Annotated in this window: 14 protein-coding genes and 2 tRNA genes; 9 read left to right on the forward strand and 7 right to left on the reverse strand. The window is 18.6% G+C overall.

What is annotated here, in order from left to right; genetic code table 11:
• Nucleotides 1-31: 31 nt before the first annotated feature.
• The 3 genes from ilvM to GJU05_RS00940 form a co-directional block, all read right to left on the reverse strand.
• On the reverse strand, nt 32-265 hold the full coding sequence (gene ilvM / locus GJU05_RS00930; RefSeq protein ID WP_208753681.1) for an acetolactate synthase 2 small subunit: 234 nt from the start codon (nt 263-265) through the stop codon (nt 32-34).
• Nucleotides 266-1,927, reverse strand: a complete 1,662-nt coding sequence (gene ilvG, locus GJU05_RS00935) for an acetolactate synthase 2 catalytic subunit (protein WP_208753682.1) — start codon at nt 1,925-1,927, stop codon at nt 266-268.
• Nucleotides 1,928-2,158: 231 nt separating this feature from the next.
• Nucleotides 2,159-2,231 (reverse strand) — tRNA-Trp (locus tag GJU05_RS00940).
• Between the two features lie 194 nt (nt 2,232-2,425).
• Between GJU05_RS00940 and GJU05_RS00945 the strand changes: the two genes are divergently transcribed.
• Together GJU05_RS00945 and tpiA are read left to right on the forward strand one after the other, a co-directional pair.
• Nucleotides 2,426-3,178, forward strand: a complete 753-nt coding sequence (locus GJU05_RS00945; protein WP_208753683.1) for an FAD-binding oxidoreductase — start codon at nt 2,426-2,428, stop codon at nt 3,176-3,178.
• A gap of 22 nt (nt 3,179-3,200) precedes the next feature.
• Nucleotides 3,201-3,983, forward strand: coding sequence for a triose-phosphate isomerase (gene tpiA, locus GJU05_RS00950; RefSeq protein ID WP_208753684.1), 783 nt, complete (start codon nt 3,201-3,203; stop codon nt 3,981-3,983).
• Here the strand turns inward: tpiA and lysS are convergent.
• From lysS to GJU05_RS00970, 4 genes are all read right to left on the reverse strand, one after another.
• On the reverse strand, nt 3,969-5,489 hold the full coding sequence (lysS, locus tag GJU05_RS00955) for a lysine--tRNA ligase (protein ID WP_208753685.1): 1,521 nt from the start codon (nt 5,487-5,489) through the stop codon (nt 3,969-3,971). The genes tpiA and lysS overlap by 15 nt on opposite strands.
• A gap of 28 nt (nt 5,490-5,517) precedes the next feature.
• Nucleotides 5,518-6,616 (reverse strand): peptide chain release factor 2 gene (gene prfB, locus GJU05_RS00960; RefSeq protein ID WP_208753686.1). Its coding sequence is split into 2 segments (ribosomal slippage): nt 5,518-6,540 and nt 6,542-6,616, totalling 1,098 coding nucleotides; the frame shifts between segments, so codons are not numbered across the junction.
• Between the two features lie 141 nt (nt 6,617-6,757).
• Nucleotides 6,758-6,830, reverse strand: a tRNA-Ile gene (locus GJU05_RS00965).
• 60 nt (nt 6,831-6,890) lie between these two features.
• Nucleotides 6,891-8,345 (reverse strand): Do family serine endopeptidase, encoded by a 1,455-nt coding sequence (locus GJU05_RS00970; RefSeq protein ID WP_208753687.1) that lies wholly within the window; start codon nt 8,343-8,345, stop codon nt 6,891-6,893.
• Nucleotides 8,346-8,527: 182 nt separating this feature from the next.
• Here GJU05_RS00970 and rpiA point away from each other — a divergent pair, with 182 nt between their 5' ends.
• The 7 genes from rpiA to GJU05_RS01005 all read left to right on the forward strand — a co-directional run bounded on the left by rpiA (nt 8,528) and on the right by GJU05_RS01005 (nt 20,024).
• Nucleotides 8,528-9,196, forward strand: coding sequence for a ribose-5-phosphate isomerase RpiA (gene rpiA / locus GJU05_RS00975; protein ID WP_208753688.1), 669 nt, complete (start codon nt 8,528-8,530; stop codon nt 9,194-9,196).
• A gap of 56 nt (nt 9,197-9,252) precedes the next feature.
• Entirely contained in the window at nt 9,253-10,077 is an 825-nt protein-coding gene (dapF, locus tag GJU05_RS00980; protein WP_208753936.1) for a diaminopimelate epimerase, read from the forward strand.
• A 32-nt stretch (nt 10,078-10,109) separates the two neighbouring features.
• Nucleotides 10,110-12,311, forward strand: a complete 2,202-nt coding sequence (locus GJU05_RS00985; RefSeq protein WP_208753689.1) for a UvrD-helicase domain-containing protein — start codon at nt 10,110-10,112, stop codon at nt 12,309-12,311.
• A gap of 96 nt (nt 12,312-12,407) precedes the next feature.
• Nucleotides 12,408-13,364, forward strand: a complete 957-nt coding sequence (gene corA, locus GJU05_RS00990; protein ID WP_208753690.1) for a magnesium/cobalt transporter CorA — start codon at nt 12,408-12,410, stop codon at nt 13,362-13,364.
• A 1,036-nt stretch (nt 13,365-14,400) separates the two neighbouring features.
• On the forward strand, nt 14,401-17,112 hold the full coding sequence (locus GJU05_RS00995; RefSeq protein ID WP_208753691.1) for a 2-oxoglutarate dehydrogenase E1 component: 2,712 nt from the start codon (nt 14,401-14,403) through the stop codon (nt 17,110-17,112).
• 26 nt (nt 17,113-17,138) lie between these two features.
• The gene (gene sucB, locus GJU05_RS01000; RefSeq protein WP_208753692.1) at nt 17,139-18,311 is read left to right on the forward strand and encodes a dihydrolipoyllysine-residue succinyltransferase; all 1,173 of its coding nucleotides are present in this window, start codon (nt 17,139-17,141) and stop codon (nt 18,309-18,311) included.
• A 129-nt stretch (nt 18,312-18,440) separates the two neighbouring features.
• Entirely contained in the window at nt 18,441-20,024 is a 1,584-nt protein-coding gene (locus tag GJU05_RS01005) for a cytochrome ubiquinol oxidase subunit I (RefSeq protein WP_208753693.1), read from the forward strand.
• Nucleotides 20,025-20,030: the final 6 nt, after the last annotated feature.

Raw genomic sequence — 20,030 nt, forward strand, 5'->3', positions numbered from 1 at the left:
ATTTTGTGTAATAATAATGTTATCATAAAATTTATGTGATTATTACTATATCTAATACATCTATTAATTTTTTAATTTGTTTAACTAAAAAATCTATAGATTTATAACTTTTTACTATTAATGTAAAATTAATTTTTTCTAATTTATTTTTTACATTAATATTTATAGTCTTAATTAAAAATCTTCTATGACGAATAATTCTTATTATTCTTTCAATAATTTCAGGACTAATATTTGTTTTAATAAATAATTGATATTTATTCATTTAATTTTTCTCCATCATATGATCATTACTATATCCAGGAGGAACTAATGGCCATACATTATCATATTCATTAATTAAAACATGTAATATATAAGGTTTTTTAATAGAAAAAATTTTTTTTAAACTGTTGTTAATTTCATTTTTATAACTAATACTATGTCCTGAAATTCCAAAAGATTTAGCTAATTTTATAAAATCTGGATTATCATATAGAGTAGTTTCACTATATCTTTTTTTAAAAAAGAGTTCTTGCCATTGTCGTACCATACCTAATCTTTTATTATCTAACAAAATAATTTTTATAGGTAAATTTTTTCTTTTAATTGTACTTAATTCTTGAATATTCATTATAAATGAACCATCACCTGAAATACATATAACATCATTATTAGGTTTAGCAATTTGTGCACCAATAGCAGCAGGTAATCCAAAACCCATAGTTCCTAAACCACTAGAAGTGATAAAATTTTTAGGATTAGAAAAAGTTATATGTTGTGCAGTCCACATTTGATGTTGTCCTACATCAGTTGTAATAATAGTTTTTTTATTTTTAATATCTGATAATTTTTTAAGTAAGAGAGGAGCATAAATTTTATTATTTTTTATAAAAAAATTATATTTATAAGAATATCTTTTTTTTATTTTTTTTATATAATTTTGCCATTTTAAAATATTTTGAGGTTTTTTCAATAATGGTATTAAAAGATTTAAATTTCCTAATAATTCTACATTTACTTTACAAATTTTATTAATTTCAGCAGGGTCTATATCCATATGTATAATTTTTGCATACGGTGCAAATTTTTTTATATTACCTGTTACTCTATCATCAAATCTAGCTCCAATAGCTATTAATAAATCACATTTTTGAACAGTATAATTAGCTGCTTTACTTCCATGCATACCTAACATTCCTAAATAATAGGGATTTGTACTCTCTATCGTCCCTAATCCTTTTAATGTAACAACTGTTGGTATTTTAGAAATTTTTACAAATTTTCTTAATGTATAAACTGCATTACTTATATTTACACCTCCTCCTATATATAATATAGGCATAATAGATTTTTTTAATAAAAAATTAGCTTCTTTAATCTTTTTTTTTGAATATTCTTTTTTTTTAATAAAAAATTTTTTTTTATTTTTTAATTTTATTATTTTTGGTAATTTAGATAATTGTATATCTTTTGGTATATCTATTAATACAGGCCCAGGTCTATCAGATAATGCTATAAAAAAAGATTTTTTTATTATTTTAGATAATTCTAATGATGAAGTTATTGAAAAACTATGTTTAGTACATGATAAAGACATTCCTATAATATCTATTTCTTGAAAAGCATCAGTACCAATTAATGAAAGGGGTACTTGTCCTGTAATTGCAATAAGAGGTACAGAATCAACCATTGCATCGGCAAGGCCTGTTATTAAATTAGTAGCTCCAGGACCAGATGTTGCAATACAAACCCCCACTTTACCAGTGGTTCTAGCATATCCAATTGCAGCTATAGCAGCTCCTTGTTCATGTCTGCATAAAATATGTTCTATATCTTCATTATATAATGCATCATAAAGTGGCATAATAGCACCACCAGGATATCCAAATACTGTTTCAACTTTTTGTCTTTTTAATTCTTGAATTATACATTGTGCTCCATTCATATTAAAACCTCTTTAAATGTTATAAAATAATATGCATAATTCAATTTAATTTATTTAAATTTTTTAAAATTTAAAAAATATGATTTTTATTTTATTTTGATATGTTATTAAAATTTTGAAAATTATATAAATAATACTTAATATATCTTATATATATAAAAATATATATTTTTATTATTATTTTAATATAAATTTATTAAATTTTATTTTATATTAAAAGTTTTATATAAACAGGGGTGGAGGGATTTGAACCCCCAACCATTGGTTTTGGAGACCAATATTCTACCAATTAAACTACACCCCTTAATATTTTATAGTATACTATACTAAAATATATTTTATATATATATTATATTTATTAATTGAATAGATTCAATAAAAATATATAATTAAATCATTAATTTAAATTTTATTTGTCAATTTTTTATAAAAAATATATTATAGATTAATAATTATATTTTTTCTAAAATATTATTTTTTTATATAAAAGGATAAGATATGACAGAATGGAGTATTGGTAAAATAAAAAAAATAAAGTATTGGACAAAAAATTTATTTAGCATTATTTTAAATGCAAAAATTAATAATTTTTATGCAGGTCAATTTACAAAATTAGCATTAGAAATTAATAATAAAAAAATAAAAAGAGCTTATTCTTATATTAATCCCCCCCAAAGTAAAAATTATGAATTTTATATTTCTAATGTTAAAAAAGGTAAATTAAGTCCATATTTATATAATTTACAAATTAATGATAAAATTTTTATTTCTAAAAATTCATCAGGTATCTTAATTTTAGATAATATTAAATCTTGTGAAAATTTATGGATGTTATCAACAGGAACTGGGATTGGACCTTATCTTTCAATATTACAAGATAATATATGTTTTAAAAAATTTTCAAAAATAATTTTAGTACATTCTATTAGATATATAGAAGATTTTAGTTATTTAAATTTATTAAAAAAAATACAAAAAAAATCCTTTAATAAATTAATAATTCAAATTATTTTAACTAGAAATATTAATATAAATAAAAATATCTTATATGGTTATATTCCCAATTTAATAAAAAATGGAAAATTAGAAGAAAAAGTCGGATTAAAAATCAATAATAATAATAGTCATGTAGTGTTATGTGGTAATCCAGAAATGATTAAACAAACACAAGATTTTTTAGAAAAAAATAGAAATTTATCTAAAAATTTAAAAAAAAAAAATGGTAATATAACATCTGAAAGATATTGGTAAAATAAATTATAAAGAAAATAATATGAAAAAATTTTTAATTATTGCTAATTGGAAATTAAATGGTAACTTTTATTTTATAAATAAAAATATAAATTTAATTAAAAAAAAAATAGATAATTTATTATCTTTTTGTGATCTATCTATAGCACCTCCTTACTTATATATAAGTTATATTAATAATTTTTTAAAAAATACATCTATATCTTTAACTGCACAAAATGTTGATATACATACAGAAGGATCTTTTACTGGAGAAATATCAATTAATATGTTAAAAGATGTTGGAGTAAAATATGTAATAATTGGACATTCAGAAAGAAGATTATATCATAATGAAGATAATAATCTTATATCTAAAAAATTTATTTTAATTAAAAATAATGGATTAATTCCAATAATATGTTTAGGAGAAACAGAAAAACAAAAAGAACAAAATCAAACAGAAAAAGTTTGTATTCAACAAATTAATAACATATTAGAAAATAGTAATATTAATATTTTAAATAAAACTATTATTGCTTATGAACCTATTTGGGCTATTGGATCAGGAAAAAGCGCAAATATTAATGAAATAGAAAAAATTATTTTATATATTAAAAAATATATAGCATCTTTAGATGCTAAAATAGCAGAAAATATTTATTTTTTATATGGTGGATCTGTTAATTATTCTAATTTAGATATTTTTTTGAAAAAAAAAATTATTAATGGTTTATTAGTAGGAAAAGCTTCTTTAACAACAGAAAATTTTATATCTTTAGTTAAAAAAGCTGAAAAAATAATAAATTCATTAAATAGGTCTTAACATTGGAAATAAAATTACATCTCTAATTGATTTTGTATCAGTAAATAACATTATTAATCTATCTATACCGATACCTAATCCTGCAGTAGGAGGTAAACCATGTTCTAATGCTTCTATATAATCTTGATCATAAAAATTTTCATAAGTATTTTTATCATTATGTATATTTTTAATATTTTGTTGTTCTTTAAATCTTTTTTTTTGTTCTTCAGGATCATTAAGTTCAGAAAAACCATTAGCTATTTCCATACCACAAATAAAAAATTCAAATCTATCGGTAAATGAAGGATTTAAATCATTATTTCTTGATAATGGAGAAATTTCAATAGGATATTCTGTAATAAATGTTGGTTCTATAATTTTATTTATAATTTTTTCTTCAAAAATTTCAAAAATAATTTTACCTTTACTCCAATCTTGATTTATTTTAACATTTAATAAATTAGCAATTTTTATTAATTTTTTACTATCTTCTAAATTTTCTAAAGAAAAATTAGGATAAAAATATATAATAGATTCTTTCATTGTTAATTTATTAAATTTTTTATTCAAATCAAAAATATAATTATTATATTTTAATAAATTATTTTTAAATATTATTTGATATATTTTTTTAAATAATTTTTCAAAAAAAATCATTAAATCTTTATAATTAGAATATGTTATATATAATTCCATCATAGTAAATTCAGGATTATGTTTTGTTGAAATTCCTTCATTTCTAAAATTTCTATTAATTTCAAAAATTTTATTCAAACCTCCAATTATGAGGCGTTTTAAATAAAGTTCAGGAGCAATACGTAAATAAATATTTTTGTTATAAGTATTATGATATGTTATAAATGGTCTAGCTAAAGCTCCTCCTGGAATATTATGCATCATAGGAGTTTCTACTTCTATAAAACCTTGTTTATTCATAAAATTACGAATATTTAATATAATTTGTGATCTTTTTTTAAAAATATAACGTGTTTTTTTATTAACAATTAAATCTAAATATCTTTTTCTATATTTTATTTCTTTATCTTGTAATCCATGATATTTATCAGGTAATGGTCTAATTGCTTTTGTTAATAAATAAATTTTTTGACAAAAAATAGATAAAATGTTAGTTTTAGTTTTAAAAATATAACCAATAATACCTATTATATCTCCAAGATCATATTTTTTTAAAAAATTTTTATATATTTTTTGTGAAACTTTATTTTGAGATATATAAATTTGTATCTTTCCTGTATAATCTTGAATATTAATAAAAGAAGCTTTTCCCATAATTCTTAAATTTACTATACGTCCTGCAATATTAAATATTTTTTTTTCTGAAAAAATATTTTTATGATTATATTTTTTATATATTTCATGTAATGAAATACTAATTTTAAAATTATTAGGAAAAACTATATTATTATTTTTTCTTAATTCTGTTAATTTTTTATGCCTAAATTTTATTTCATTATTATCAATATTTTTTATATTATTATTAAATTTTTTTTTATTTTCAGACATAATAAAATAATCCTATTATTATTTTTATTTATAAACCTAGTTTTAAACTAGCTTGAATAAATTTATCTAAATTACCATTAAGTATATACTGTACATCATTAGTTTCTATACCTGTTCTTATATCTTTAATTCTTGAATTATCTAGTATATAAGAACGTATTTGGTATCCCCAACTAATATTAAATTTTTTTTTTTCTATTTTTTTTTTTATTTTTTTTTTTATATTATTTTGTAATTGATATAACTTAAATTTTATTTGTTTCATAGCTTGAATTTTATTTTGATGTTGTGATCTATTATTTTGACATTGTGTTACTATTCCAGTTGGAATATGTGTAATTCGTACAGCAGATTCTGTACGATTTACATGTTGTCCACCTGCTCCTGAAGATCGATACACATCAATACGTAAATCTTCTGAATTAATAGATATATTAATATTATCTTTAATTTCTGGATATATAAAAGTTGAAGCAAAAGATGTATGCCTTCTCCCAGATGAACTAAAAGGACTTTTTCTAACTAAACGATGAATACCATTTTCTGTACGTAACCATCCAAAAGCATAATCACCTATAATATGTAATGTAGATGATTTTATACCTATAACTTCTCCTGGAGATTCACTTATTATTTTTACTTGAAAATTTTTTTTTTCTGCCCATTTTAAATACATTTTCATTATTATTTTTGCCCAATCTTGAGATTCTATCCCCCCTGATCCAGATTGGATATCCATAAAACAATTTCTTTTATCATTTTTTTGAATAAAGATTTTTTTAAATTCTAAATTATTTATTTTATTTTGAATATTAAATAATATTTTTATTGATTCTTTTAATATTTTGTGATCATTAGTATTAATTGCTAAATTAATTAATTCATTAATATCAATAATTTCTTGATTAATATTATCTAAACTTGATATTAAATTTTTAATATGTGTTTTTCTTTTATTTAAAGAACATAAATAATCAAAATTATTCCAAATATTAGGATTTTTAAGTTGATTTTTTATTATTAATAATTTTTTTTTATATTTTGAATAATTAAAGAAACCCCCTAATAAAAATATTCCTTTTTTTTATTTTTTTTAATTTATTTTTTATTAAATAAATTTCTAACATATTTCTCCTAATTTTTTAATTGAAATAAATTTTCAATTAAATTTAATATAGAAAATTAATTTTAATTATTTTATTTATATTAAAATTAATATATTTAAAATTGATAGAAGTTTAAATAAATTATTATATTAATAAAAAAAATGGCCCTTGTTGGATTTGAACCAACGACCTAACGATTATGAGTCGTTTGCTCTAACCACTGAGCTAAAGGGCCATTAATATTATATATTATGATATATTTTAATATATATTTCAATTAAATTTATATTTTTTTTTAATTAAGTAAATAAAATTTATTTTTTCCTCTTAAAATATATAATAAAATTAACGATGGATGTTTATCTAAAATTTCTTTAACTTTTTTTATATCAACAGTACGTTTTCTATTAATTGATAATATTATATCATCTTTTTTTAAACCTATTATTGCTGCAGGAGAATTAGGTAATATTTTTATAACTTTAACTGCAGTATTTTTTCCTATTTTAAAATATACATTTCTATTTTTTAAATCAGTATTAATTAAATAACTTCCTTCAATACCATAATACATCATATTATTTACAAAAAAATCATTATTACAATAATCATTTAATTTTATTTTTATATTTTTAAAAATACCTTTTCTTACAATTCCTAATCTAATAATAGTACCTCTCATAAAAGTACTTATTTTTGCTTTTAATAAAGCATAACTATTAACTTGTCTACCATTTAATGATACAATAATATCACCAGGTTGTAACTGATTATCTTTAAATGGTACAATATCACGCACAAAAGTACCTTTCCATACATTAGAAATATTCATAACTTTAGCTAGTTGAGGATCTAATTCAACTCCATAAATTCCTAAAGAACCTCTTTTTATTTTTCCAAATTTCATAAATTGATTAACTAAACTAACAACAGTATTGCTAGGTATAGCAAAACCTATCCCGATATTACCTTCATTAGGAGTTAAAATAGCAGTATTAATCCCAATTAAATCTCCATTTAAATTAACTAATGCTCCACCAGAACTACCACGATTAATTGCAGCATCTGTTTGAATAAAATTTTCAAAATTTTCAATATTAAGACCTGTACGTCCTAATCCAGATATAATCCCTGATGTTACAGTTTCACCTAAACCGTATGGATTTCCTATTGCTATAGTATAATCACCAACTTTTAAATTATCAGAATTAGCTATTTTTAAACTTTTTAACTTTTTTGTTTGATCTTTAATTTGTATTAAAGCTATATCCATTTGTGGATCTTGACCTATAATTTTAGCTTCATAAGTTTTACCATTATTTAATTCTACTGAAATATAGTTAGCATGATTAATAACATGATTATTAGTAATAATTATGCCTTTTTTAGAATTTATAATCACACCAGACCCAATTGCATGAAATTTTTGTTCAAGAATATTATTATTATTTCCACAAATAGGAGTATTTTCATATGGTGATCCTTCTTTACATAATGAAAAATGTTCATTTAAATATTCTTGTATTTTAGGAGGTAATCTAAATTGTGATACAAAAGTACTTCCTTGAACATCAATACTAACAACTGAAGGAGTAACTTTTGATAATACTTTTGATAAACTTGGTAATGAATTATTATTCCATTTTTTTATTAAATTAAATGGTAATAATTTAGCATTAACATGTTTTTGTTGTATTGTTATTACAATAATAAAAAAAAATATATAAAAAAATATTTTAAATTTTTTCATAAAAAATCTCTTAATAGAGTTTATTAAATAAAATTTATATAAAATCATTTAATTTTAATTAAATACTATTTTTACAATAAATTTTAATTTAAAATTTTTAAATAATTAAAATATAAATTTTTTTACAAATTATTATACTTAATATAATATATATTATATCTTATATAAAGATATAAATATGTATGTTTAATAAATTAAAAATTCTTGCAGCAAAATCAGCAATAAAATATATTAAAAATAATAATATTATTGGAATTGGATCAGGAACAACAATATCTCATTTTATTGATATCTTATTTACTAAAAAAAAGAATATTAAGGGAATAGTATCTGCTTCTAAAAGTTCTACAAAAAAATTAAAAAAATATAAATTTAATATTTATCAAATTAATAAAATAAAAAAAATTGGAATATATTTTGATAGTGCTGATGAAATTAATAAAAAAATGCAAATGATAAAAGGAGGAGGAGCTGCATTAACTAATGAAAAAATTATATCTAGTGTTTCAGATATATTTATATGCATAATAGATGAATCAAAATATGTAAAAAATTTAGGTATATTACATCCAGTACCAGTAGAAATTATACCTTTAGCAGAAAAATTTATTATTAGAAAATTATTACATATAGGAGCAATTGCTAAAAGACGAATAAATACAATTACAGAACATGGAAATATAATATTAGATGTATATAAATTAAATTTACATGAACCTATGAAAATAGAAAAGTATATAAATAATATTCCTGGAGTTATTACAGTTGGTTTATTTACACAAAGATGTGCTGATATAGTTATAATAAGCAAAAATAATCAGACAATCTCAATAATAAATAAGAAAAATTAAATTAATAATTTATTTTAACTATTTAGTTTTTTAAAAATTTAATACATTATATGAAAATAAAATTTACAAAAATGCATGCATTAGGAAATGATTTTATTATTATAAATAATATAAAAAAAAATTTCTTTTTAAAAAAAGAAATAATACAAAAATTATCTAATAGATATTTAGGAATAGGATTTGATCAATTATTATTATTAGAATTATCATCAAATAAAAATATTGATTTTAATTATAGAATTTTTAATTCTAATGGTAATGAAGTAGAACAATGTGGTAATGGAGCACGTTGTCTTGCATTATATTTAAAAATAAAAAAATTAACCTTAAAAAAAAAAATATGTGTAAGTACAAAAAATCGTTTAATATATTTAAAAATTTTAAATAATAATTTAATTTCTGTAAATATGGGTATACCTTTATTTAATCCAAAAGAAATTCCATTTATAACTAATAGTATTAAAAATACATATAAATTATTTTTTCAAAATAAATATATTTATTTTAATATTGTTTCGTTAGGAAATCCACATTGTGTTATTCAAGTAAAAGATGTTTTAAATACTCCAGTATCATTAATAGGTTCTTTTTTTGAGAATCATAAATTATTTCCTCAAAAAATTAATGTAGGTTTTATGGAATATTTAAATATTGATAATATCAAAATAAGGGTATTTGAACGTGGAGTAGGAGAAACTATGTCTTGTGGATCAGGAGCTTGTGCAGCTGTAGCAATAGGTATAAAAAAAAATATTTTATCTAAAAAAGTATACGTACATCTTACTGGAGGAGTTATTGTTATAACTTGGCTAGGAAATAATCATAATTTATATATGCAAGGAAGTGCTAATTATGTTTATGATGGTAAAATATTACTATAATAAATTTTATTTTAATTCTGGTACTTCAATTAATGAAAAATTTTAATTTATTAAAAAATTTAAATAATAAACAAAAAGAAGTTGTATCTGAAATAAGAAAAAATTTGTTAATATTAGCTGGAGCAGGTAGTGGAAAAACACTTGTATTAATTCGTAGAATAGCATGGTTAATTTATAAAGAAAAATGTTCTCCTAAATCTATCTTAGCTATGACTTTTACAAATAAAGCAGCATTAGAATTAAAAAATAGGATTAAATTTTTAATAGATAATGATCAAAAAAATGATATTTGGATAGGAACATTTCATAGTTTTGCATATTATATATTAAGAATTTATTATTTAGAAGCAGGATTAACTAAAAATTTTCAAATTATAGATACTTTTGATCAAAAAAATTTTATTAAAAAAATTTTAAAAAAATTATCTTTACAAAACAAAAATTATTCTATAGATAATATTTTAAAATATATAAATAATTTTAAAAATAATTTTTTTAATAAAAATAATAATTATTTTGATGAAAATAATTCTTCTTATAATGAAATTTTTTCTAAAATATATATTGAATATCAAAATTATTGTAAAATTACAGAAGTTATTGATTTTAATGATTTAATATTATGTTTATATAAATTATTTTTATATAATTCTCATATATTAAAAATATATCAACAAAGATTTAAAAATATTTTAATTGATGAATTTCAAGATACAAATGATATACAATATAAATTTATATCTTTATTATATAGTAAATATTATGATACTAAAATTTTTCTTGTTGGTGATGATGATCAATCAATTTATGGATGGAGAGGTGCACAAGTTGAAAATATGCATCGTTTTTTAAAAGATTTTGATAAAGTTAAAATAATTTTGTTAGAACAAAATTATCGTTCTACCTCAAATATTTTAGAAGCTGCAAATAAATTAATTTCTTATAATAATACTAGGTTAAAAAAAAAATTATGGACTCATGAAAATCATGGAAGACTTATTTATATATATTCTGCATTTAATGAATTTGATGAAGCTAAATATATTGCAAAATATATATACAAAAATTTTATAAAAAAAGATTTAGAATTAAATAATTGTGCAATTCTTTATAGAAATAATTTTCAATCTCGTATTTTAGAAGAAATTATGTTAAAATTTGCTATTCCATATAAAATTTATGGAGGAATACGTTTTTTTGAACGTCAGGAAATAAAATATATTTTATCATATTTAAGATTAATATCTAATTATAATGATGATAATTCTTTTGAAAGAATTATAAATATTCCTAAAAGGAATATTGGAGAAAAAACATTAAATATAATAAAATTTATTTCTAAAAAATATTCATTAACATTATGGAAATCTAGTATTTATTTATTAAAAAATAAAAAATATTTAAATACTATGTCATTTAATGCATTAAAAAAATTTATTGTTTTAATTAAATTTTTAAAAAATAATATAAAAAATAAGCCATTATCAATTATTATAAAAGAAACCATAAAAGATTCTGGATTATGGGAAATGTATAATAAAAGTTGTTTTAATGAAAAAAATTTTAGTAAAACAAATAATTTAAAAGAATTAATTAATGCTGCTGACGATTTTACAAAAAATTCATTAAAAAATCAAAATGAATTATTTTATACAAATATTAAAGAAAATTTATTAATAGATTTTCTTTCACAAACATTATTATTAACTGATGATGTTAATTCAAATAAAACAAATCAAAAAATTAACAATTATATCCAAATGATGACTATTCATTCATCTAAAGGACTAGAGTTTTCTGAAGTTTTTATTATAGGTATGGAAGAGGGTATTTTTCCTAATAAAATTTCTTTTACTAATAAAAATATAAATGAAGAAAGACGTTTAGCATATGTAGGAATTACTAGAGCAAAAAAAAAATTAACATTAACTTATACAAAAAAACGTTATTTATATGGTAAAGAAATTAATTCAATACCATCAAGATTTATTAGTGAATTACCAGAAAATTGTATAAAAAAAATTAGTTATTTAAAAAATAATATTTTATTTAAATCAAATATTATTTTAAATAAAAAAAAATATTTTATAGGACAAATAGTTTATCATAAAATTTTTGGTAAAGGAATTATTCTAAAAATAGAAGTTATTAAAAATAATATAAAATTACAAATTAAATTTAATAATAAAGTAACAAAATGGATAATATCTGATTATATACAATCTTATGTATAATAAATATATTTATAAAATAAAATTCAAAAAAAAATTAAAAAATATAAATTTATTTTAAATATTAATTATAAAATAATATCCTAATTAGGAGATTTTATGTTAAATGCTTATAAAATATATAACAAACATTTAATTTATATAAAATTAAATAATAATTATAATAATCTTTTAGATGCAATTTGGATTGATTTAATTAAACCTGAAGATAATGAAAGAAAAAAAATTTTTTATTTATTAGGACAAAATTTAGCTACTAGACCTGAATTAGAAGATATAGAAGCTTCTGCAAGATTTTTTGAAAATAAAGAAGGATTACATATTCATTCTTTCTTTTTTTATAAAAATAAAGATGAATATGCTGGAATTACTACTGTTGCATTTACAATTAAAAATAATAGATTATATACTTTAAGAGAAAAAGAATTATCTGCTTTTCGTTTATATAGAAAACGTATGTATAATCATAATGCCATGATATATGGTAATCCTTATGAATTATTATTAGATATATTTGATACTAAAATTGAACAATTAGCTGATAAAATAGAAAATATATATAGTGATTTAGAGTCTTTAAGTTGTATTATTATGAAAGGACATAAAAGTGATCAATTTAATAATGCATTTTCTACTTTAGCTGAATTGGAAGATATTGGTTGGAAAGTAAGATTATGTTTAATGGATACACAAAGAGCAGTAAATTTTTTAATGAGAAAAACTAGATTACCTAAAATTCAAATAGAACAAGCTAGAGAAATATCAAGAGATATTGAATCACTTCTACCTCATAATGAATCATTATTTCAAAAAGTTAATTTTTTAGTTCAAGCTGCAATGGGTTTTATAAATATAGAACAAAATAGAATTATAAAAATTTTTTCATTAGTATCTGTTATTTTTTTACCACCTACTTTAGTAGCATCTAATTATGGTATGAATTTTTCTTTTTTACCTGAATTAAAATGGAAATATGGTTATTTTTATGCCATCATCATAATGATAATTTCAGCATTAGCTCCTTACTTTTATTTTAAAAGAAAAAAATGGTTATAATATATAAAATATTTTTATATTAAAATTTATTTAATATTTTATTATAAATAAATATTAAATTTATAATAAAATATTAATTTAAGATAAATAAAACATAAAAAATTTATTTAGTATTTAAAAAAAAATAAAAAAATGATGAATTAGTTTAAATAATTCACCTATTTATTTTTTTTTAAATATTAAAAAAATATAATTTTAATTTATATTTATATATTGTTATAAACAATAATTATTAAAATTATTAAGTTATTAACTTAATAAAAAATATTATATACATAAAATATATTAAAAAAATAATAAAAAAATAAGATATTAATATTAATTATATTAATTAAAATATAAATTCTATCTAAAAATATAATTTTATAAAATATTACTAATAATTTTAGTAAAATTATTTTATAATTTTCACATTTTAATATTAAAATAATTAATTTTATATATATAAAGAGAGAAAAATTTATTTTTTTACATGATAATAATATAGAATATATTTTATGAAAAAATTTATTATATTTTCAATATTTATTAAAAATAATGAATATCATTAACATGGTTAATTTCATCAAAATTATATTAATTTTTATTTAATAAATTAATAATTAAAATTAAATTTTAATAAAATATTTAATTATAATAAAATTTTAAATTTTATACATAAAAACTACTGATATTTAAAATAAATAATCTAAAAAAAAATTATTCATTTTACTATATTAATTATTTTTATTTAAAATATTAATTATTATATTATTATATTTAAAATTTTAAATTATTTTTTTATTTATTATTATTTAATAATATCAATTTTTTATTATTAAATTAAAATTATATTTTTTATAATTTTATAAAATTTTAATAAAAAATATATTTTTTTAAAAATATTTTTTAATTAAAATAAATAATTATTTTTTAAAATTTTTTTTTAAAAAAAATGATTATTTTGTAAAAATACATTTATAATTATGTTTTAAATATATTTTTTTACTAATACTAAAATATAATAAATATTATTTTATTGAAATAAGAGATTATAATGAATGATAGTTACTTAAAAAAAAATATTTTATACGAAAATATTCTATATATTGAAAAATTATATCAAAATTTTTTAATAAATCCTAATTCTGTAGATCAAAATTGGATTAATATTTTTACAAATTTTAAAGAAAAAAATAAGTATTTAAATAAAAATAATAAATTTAAAAATAAATATTTTTATAAAAAAATATTTTTAAAAGAAAAAATTAATCAATTAATAAATAATTTTAGAATTTTTGGTCATTATTATTCAAATATAAATCCCTTAATTTTAAATAAAAAAAAATTAGGTAATCTTTTAGAATTAAAAAATTATCAGATTAATGAAAAAGATTTTCAAGAAAAAATTACATTAAATTCATTTTTTCAAAATGAAAAAATAATTAATATTTATAATTTTTTTAAAAAAAAATATTGTAATTTTATAGGTATAGAATTTTTTCATTTATTAGAAAACGAAAGAAAATGGATAAAAAGAAATATAGAAATTAAAAATTATAATTTAAAATCAATAGAAAAAAAAATATTTTTAGAAGAATTAATTGCTACTGAAATTTTTGAAACAAATATAGGAAAAAAATTTCCAGGATCTAAAAGATTTTCTTTAGAAGGTTGTGATGTTTTAATTCCATTAATAAAAGAAATAATACGTTATTCAAGTAAATCAAAAAATGAAACAAAAAAAATAATTTTTGCGATGGCACATAGAGGAAGATTAAATTTTTTAGTAAATATAATGGGAAAAAAAATAAAAAATATAATAGATGAATTTTTAAATATTTTACCAAAAAAAAATAATATAGATGATGTAAAATATCATTTAGGTTATTCTTCTATTATTGAAATAAATAAAAAAAAAATAGAATTAGAATTAGCATTTAATCCTTCTCATTTAGAAATTATTAATAGTATTACTATGGGTATTACTAGATTTAATAATGATATTTTAAAAAAAAAAAATATTAATAATTCTAATATTTTACCTATAAATATACATGGAGATGCTTCTTTTAGTGGACAAGGAATAATACAAGAAACTTTAAATTTATCTCAAACTAGAGGATATGGAATTAACGGTACTATTCATATTATTATTAATAACCAAATTGGATTTACTATCTCAAAAAATATAGATATGAGATCTAGTTATTATTGTACTGATATAGCAAAAATGATTCAATGTCCTATTTTCCATGTAAATGCAGATAATTTAGAAAGTGTTATTTTTGTAACAAGATTAGCAGTTAAATATAGAAATTTATTTCATAAAGATGTATTTATTGATCTCGTATCTTACAGAAGGCATGGACATAATGAAATGGATGATCCTTATATAACTCAACCACTAATGTATAGTTATGTTAAAAATCATAAAAAAATACAAAATTTATATTTTAATCAATTACTTTTACAAAATATCATAAATATTGAAGAAAAAAATAAATTATATCAAAAATATCAAACTTTATTTGATAAAGGTAATGTTTTTATTAAAACATTTTTTCCGATTAAAAAAAAACATAAAAATGTTTTTTATAAAAATATGAAAATTAATGAATTAAAAAAATTACTTTTTAAAATTAGTAGTTTTCCTAAAAATTTTAATATTCATCCTATAGTAAAAAAAATTTATTTAGATAGATTTAATATGAGTAAAGAGATAAGAAAAATAGATTGGGGGGCAGCAGAAAATTTAGCATTTGCAAATATTTTAAATCAAGGAATATCTTGTCGTTTTTCAGGAGAAGATGTTAAAAGAGGTACTTTTTCTCATAGACATGCTGTTATATATGATCAAAAGAGTGGAGTATCATATACTCCTTTAAATAATATTAATTTACAACAAGGAATCTTTAATATTTATAATTCTATTTTATCAGAAGAAGCCGTTTTAGGGTTTGAATATGGTTATTCTTTAAATAATAAAAATGGTATTACAATATGGGAAGCTCAATTCGGAGATTTTATTAATGGAGCCCAAATTATTATAGATCAATTTATTAGTTCTGGAGAAATAAAATGGAATTATAAAAGTGGGATAATAATTCTTCTTCCACATGGATATGAAGGACAAGGACCTGAACATTCCTCTGCAAGAATAGAAAGATTTTTACAATTATGTGCAAAAAAAAATATGAAAATTTGTATTCCTTCTAATGCATCTCAAATATATCATTTATTATGTGAACAAGCTTTTAATGCTATAAAAAAACCACTTATTATATTTTCTCCAAAATCTCTTTTAAGACATCCATTAGCATGTTCTTCATTAAAAAATTTTATAAATAATTCTTTTAAATTAGTTATAGATGAATTAAATACAAAAATTAATATAAAAAATATTAAACGTATTATTTTTTGTTCTGGAAAAATATATTATGATTTATTAGAATATAGAAATTTTATAAAAAATAATAATATTATTCTAATTAGAATAGAACAATTATATCCATTTCCAAAAAAAGATTTAAAAAAAATAATTGAGAAATATAAAAAAATAAAATATTTTTGTTGGTGTCAAGAAGAACCAAAAAATCAAGGACCATGGATATATATTCAAAATTGTTTTAAAAATAAATTAAATTTAAATATTAATTATTTTGGACGAAATAAATCTTCTTCTCCTTCAACAGGATATTTTATTATTCATAAAAAACAACAACAAAAAATAATACATTCTGTTTTTAATATTAATATAAAAAAATAAAAAAATTAATTTATAAGGATAAAAAAATGGATAATATTAATATAATTGTTCCTGAATTACCTGAATCAATAAATAATGCAATTATAATAAAATGGTATAAACAACCAGGAGAAGAAGTAAAAATTGATGATATTCTTCTAGAGTTGGAAACAGATAAAGTAGTATTAGAAATACCTTCAACTATTAATGGTTTATTAGAAAAAATTTTAGTAAAAGAAGGAGAAAAAGTAAAATCTCAACAAATAATTGGTATTTTAAAAAAAGAAAAATCTTTAAAAGATAAAGAAATTACTAATAATAATATAAAAAAATCAAAATTTATTAATAATATTATTAATCAAAAAAAAATATTAAAAAACTTAAATGATTTTAGTCCTTCTGTTAGAAGGACTATTAAAAAAAATCATTTTTCATTAAATGAAATAAATAATTTTAATAATAAAATTAATTCAAATTTAACAAATCTAGATAAATTAAAAGAAAAAAAAGAAAAAATTTTAAAAAATAATAATTTTGAAAAAAAAAAAATGAGTCCAATAAGAAAATATATTTCTAAAAAATTAATGGATTCTAAAAATAATACTGTTATGTTAACTACTTTTAATGAAGTTAATATGAAAGAAATTATTAATATAAAAAATAATTATAAAAATTTTATTTCTGAAAATTACAATATTAAATTAGGATTTACTTCTTTTCATATTAAAGCTGTTACACGAGCATTACAATCTTTTAAAAAAATTAATGCATTTATTGATGGAGAAAATATTATTTATAATAATTTTTATAATATAAATATTGCAATTGCTACAAAAAGAGGATTGATTGCTCCTATAATATATAATACAAATACATTATCATTAATTGATATTGAAAAAAAAATTAAAAAATTAATTATAAAAAGTAATAAAAATCAATTATCTATTAAAGATTTAGTTAGTGGTACATTTACCATTACTAATGGGGGAGTTTTTGGATCTTTAATGTCTACACCTATTATTAATCCCCCACAAAGTGCTATTTTAGGAATGCATGTTATTAAAGAAAGACCTATTGTTATAAATCATAAAATATATATCATGCCTATGATGTATTTAGCATTATCATATGATCATCGTTTAATAGATGGTAAAGAAGCTATAGGTTTTCTTATGTTAATAAAAACATTATTAGAAGATCCTATAAAATTATTTTTATAAATTTTATTTAATTATTATTAATATTTTATAAAAGTATTAATTTTATTTCTTTTAAAAATAAATAATTCAAATATTTATAAATTATTTTAAAAAAATTTTGTAAATATTTAAATCATATAAGGGTTTATAATGTTAAACGTTATTGATTTATCAAGATTACAATTTGCATTAACAGCAATGTACCATTTTATATTTGTACCCTTAACATTAGGACTTTCTTTTTTATTAGCTATAATGGAAACTTTATATATTTTATCTAAAAATAAAATATATAGAGATATGACCCAATTCTGGGGAAAATTGTTTGGAATAAACTTTGCCTTAGGCATAGTAACAGGATTAACTATGGAATTCCAATTTGGTACAAATTGGTCTTATTATTCTCATTATGTAGGAGATATTTTTGGAGCTCCATTAGCAATAGAAGGTTTAGTTGCATTTTTTTTAGAATCAACTTTTGTTGGTTTATTCTTTTTAGGATGGGATCGTTTAAATAAAATACAACATTTATTTGTAACATGGTTTGTTGCTATAGGTTCAAATCTTTCCGCTCTTTGGATTTTAATTGCTAATGGATGGATGCAAAATCCTATTGCATCTTCTTTTAATTATCATAATATGAGAATGGAAATGAATAATTTTTGGAAATTAATTTTTAATCCTATAGCACAAATAAAATTTTTTCATACTGTAACAGCTGGATATACAACTGGTTCCATATTTATTATTGGAATTAGCGCATATTATATTTTAAAAAAAAGAGATATAGAATTTTCAAAAAAATCTATTATGATTGCTTCTTGTTTTGGTGTATTTTCTATTATTTCAGTAATGATATTAGGAGATGAATCAGGTTATCAATTAAGAACTACCCAAAAAACAAAATTAGCAGCTATTGAAGCTGAATGGGAAACACAAAAACCTCCTGCATCATTTAATATTATATGTTTACCAAATCAAAAAAAAAAATTAAATAAATTTTCTATTAAAATTCCATATATATTAGGTATTCTTGCTACAAGATCTACCCATTTACCTATTTTAGGTATAAAAGATTTAATTAAAAATAATGAATTAAAAATTAAAAATGGATTAAAAGCATTAATTGCATTAGAAAAAATAAAAAATGGGGATTTAAATTTAAATAATATAAAAATATTTGAACAATATAAAAAATATTTAGGATATGGTTTTTTATTTCAACAATATTATCAAAATATTTATAATATTAATTATAAACAAATAGAAAAAGTAGCTAAAATAGCTATTCCAATAATTAGTCCCTTATTTTTTGCTTTTAGAATCATGGTTTTATCTAGCTTCATTTTACTTATTATATTAATAATAGTTTTTTTTGTTACTATTATAAAAGATACTATTGAAAAAAAAAAATATTTGTTAAAAATATGTTTATATATAATACCTTTACCATGGGTTGCATCTGAATCAGGATGGTTTGTCGCTGAATATGGCAGACAACCATGGGCAATAAAAGATATATTACCTACATATATGGCAGGTTCTTCTTTACAATTTACAGAAGTATTATTTTCAATGATAATTATTTTTATTTTTTATACAATTTTATTAATAATAGAATTATATTTAATATATAAAATATCTAGTATAGGACCAAGTATTTTAAAAACTGGAAAATATTTTTTTGAAAAAAACACTATAAAAAAAAATATTTTAAAAAAAAAAATTAATTAGGTTATT

This window comes from Enterobacteriaceae endosymbiont of Donacia fulgens (assembly GCF_012567545.1).
GTDB lineage: Bacteria > Pseudomonadota > Gammaproteobacteria > Enterobacterales > Enterobacteriaceae.

Excerpts from the sequence above, each read along its gene's own strand:
- rpiA (WP_208753688.1), top strand. The coding sequence starts at position 8,528 with ATGTTTAATAAATTAAAAATTCTTGCAGCAAAATCAGCAATAAAATAT.
- ilvG (WP_208753682.1), bottom strand. The coding sequence starts at position 1,927 with ATGAATGGAGCACAATGTATAATTCAAGAATTAAAAAGACAAAAAGTT.
- ilvM (WP_208753681.1), bottom strand. The coding sequence starts at position 265 with ATGAATAAATATCAATTATTTATTAAAACAAATATTAGTCCTGAAATT.
- GJU05_RS01005 (WP_208753693.1), top strand. The coding sequence starts at position 18,441 with ATGTTAAACGTTATTGATTTATCAAGATTACAATTTGCATTAACAGCA.
- corA (WP_208753690.1), top strand. The coding sequence starts at position 12,408 with ATGTTAAATGCTTATAAAATATATAACAAACATTTAATTTATATAAAA.
- GJU05_RS00945 (WP_208753683.1), top strand. The coding sequence starts at position 2,426 with ATGACAGAATGGAGTATTGGTAAAATAAAAAAAATAAAGTATTGGACA.
- lysS (WP_208753685.1), bottom strand. The coding sequence starts at position 5,489 with ATGTCTGAAAATAAAAAAAAATTTAATAATAATATAAAAAATATTGAT.
- GJU05_RS00970 (WP_208753687.1), bottom strand. The coding sequence starts at position 8,345 with ATGAAAAAATTTAAAATATTTTTTTATATATTTTTTTTTATTATTGTA.
- sucB (WP_208753692.1), top strand. The coding sequence starts at position 17,139 with ATGGATAATATTAATATAATTGTTCCTGAATTACCTGAATCAATAAAT.
- GJU05_RS00995 (WP_208753691.1), top strand. The coding sequence starts at position 14,401 with ATGAATGATAGTTACTTAAAAAAAAATATTTTATACGAAAATATTCTA.
- GJU05_RS00985 (WP_208753689.1), top strand. The coding sequence starts at position 10,110 with ATGAAAAATTTTAATTTATTAAAAAATTTAAATAATAAACAAAAAGAA.
- tpiA (WP_208753684.1), top strand. The coding sequence starts at position 3,201 with ATGAAAAAATTTTTAATTATTGCTAATTGGAAATTAAATGGTAACTTT.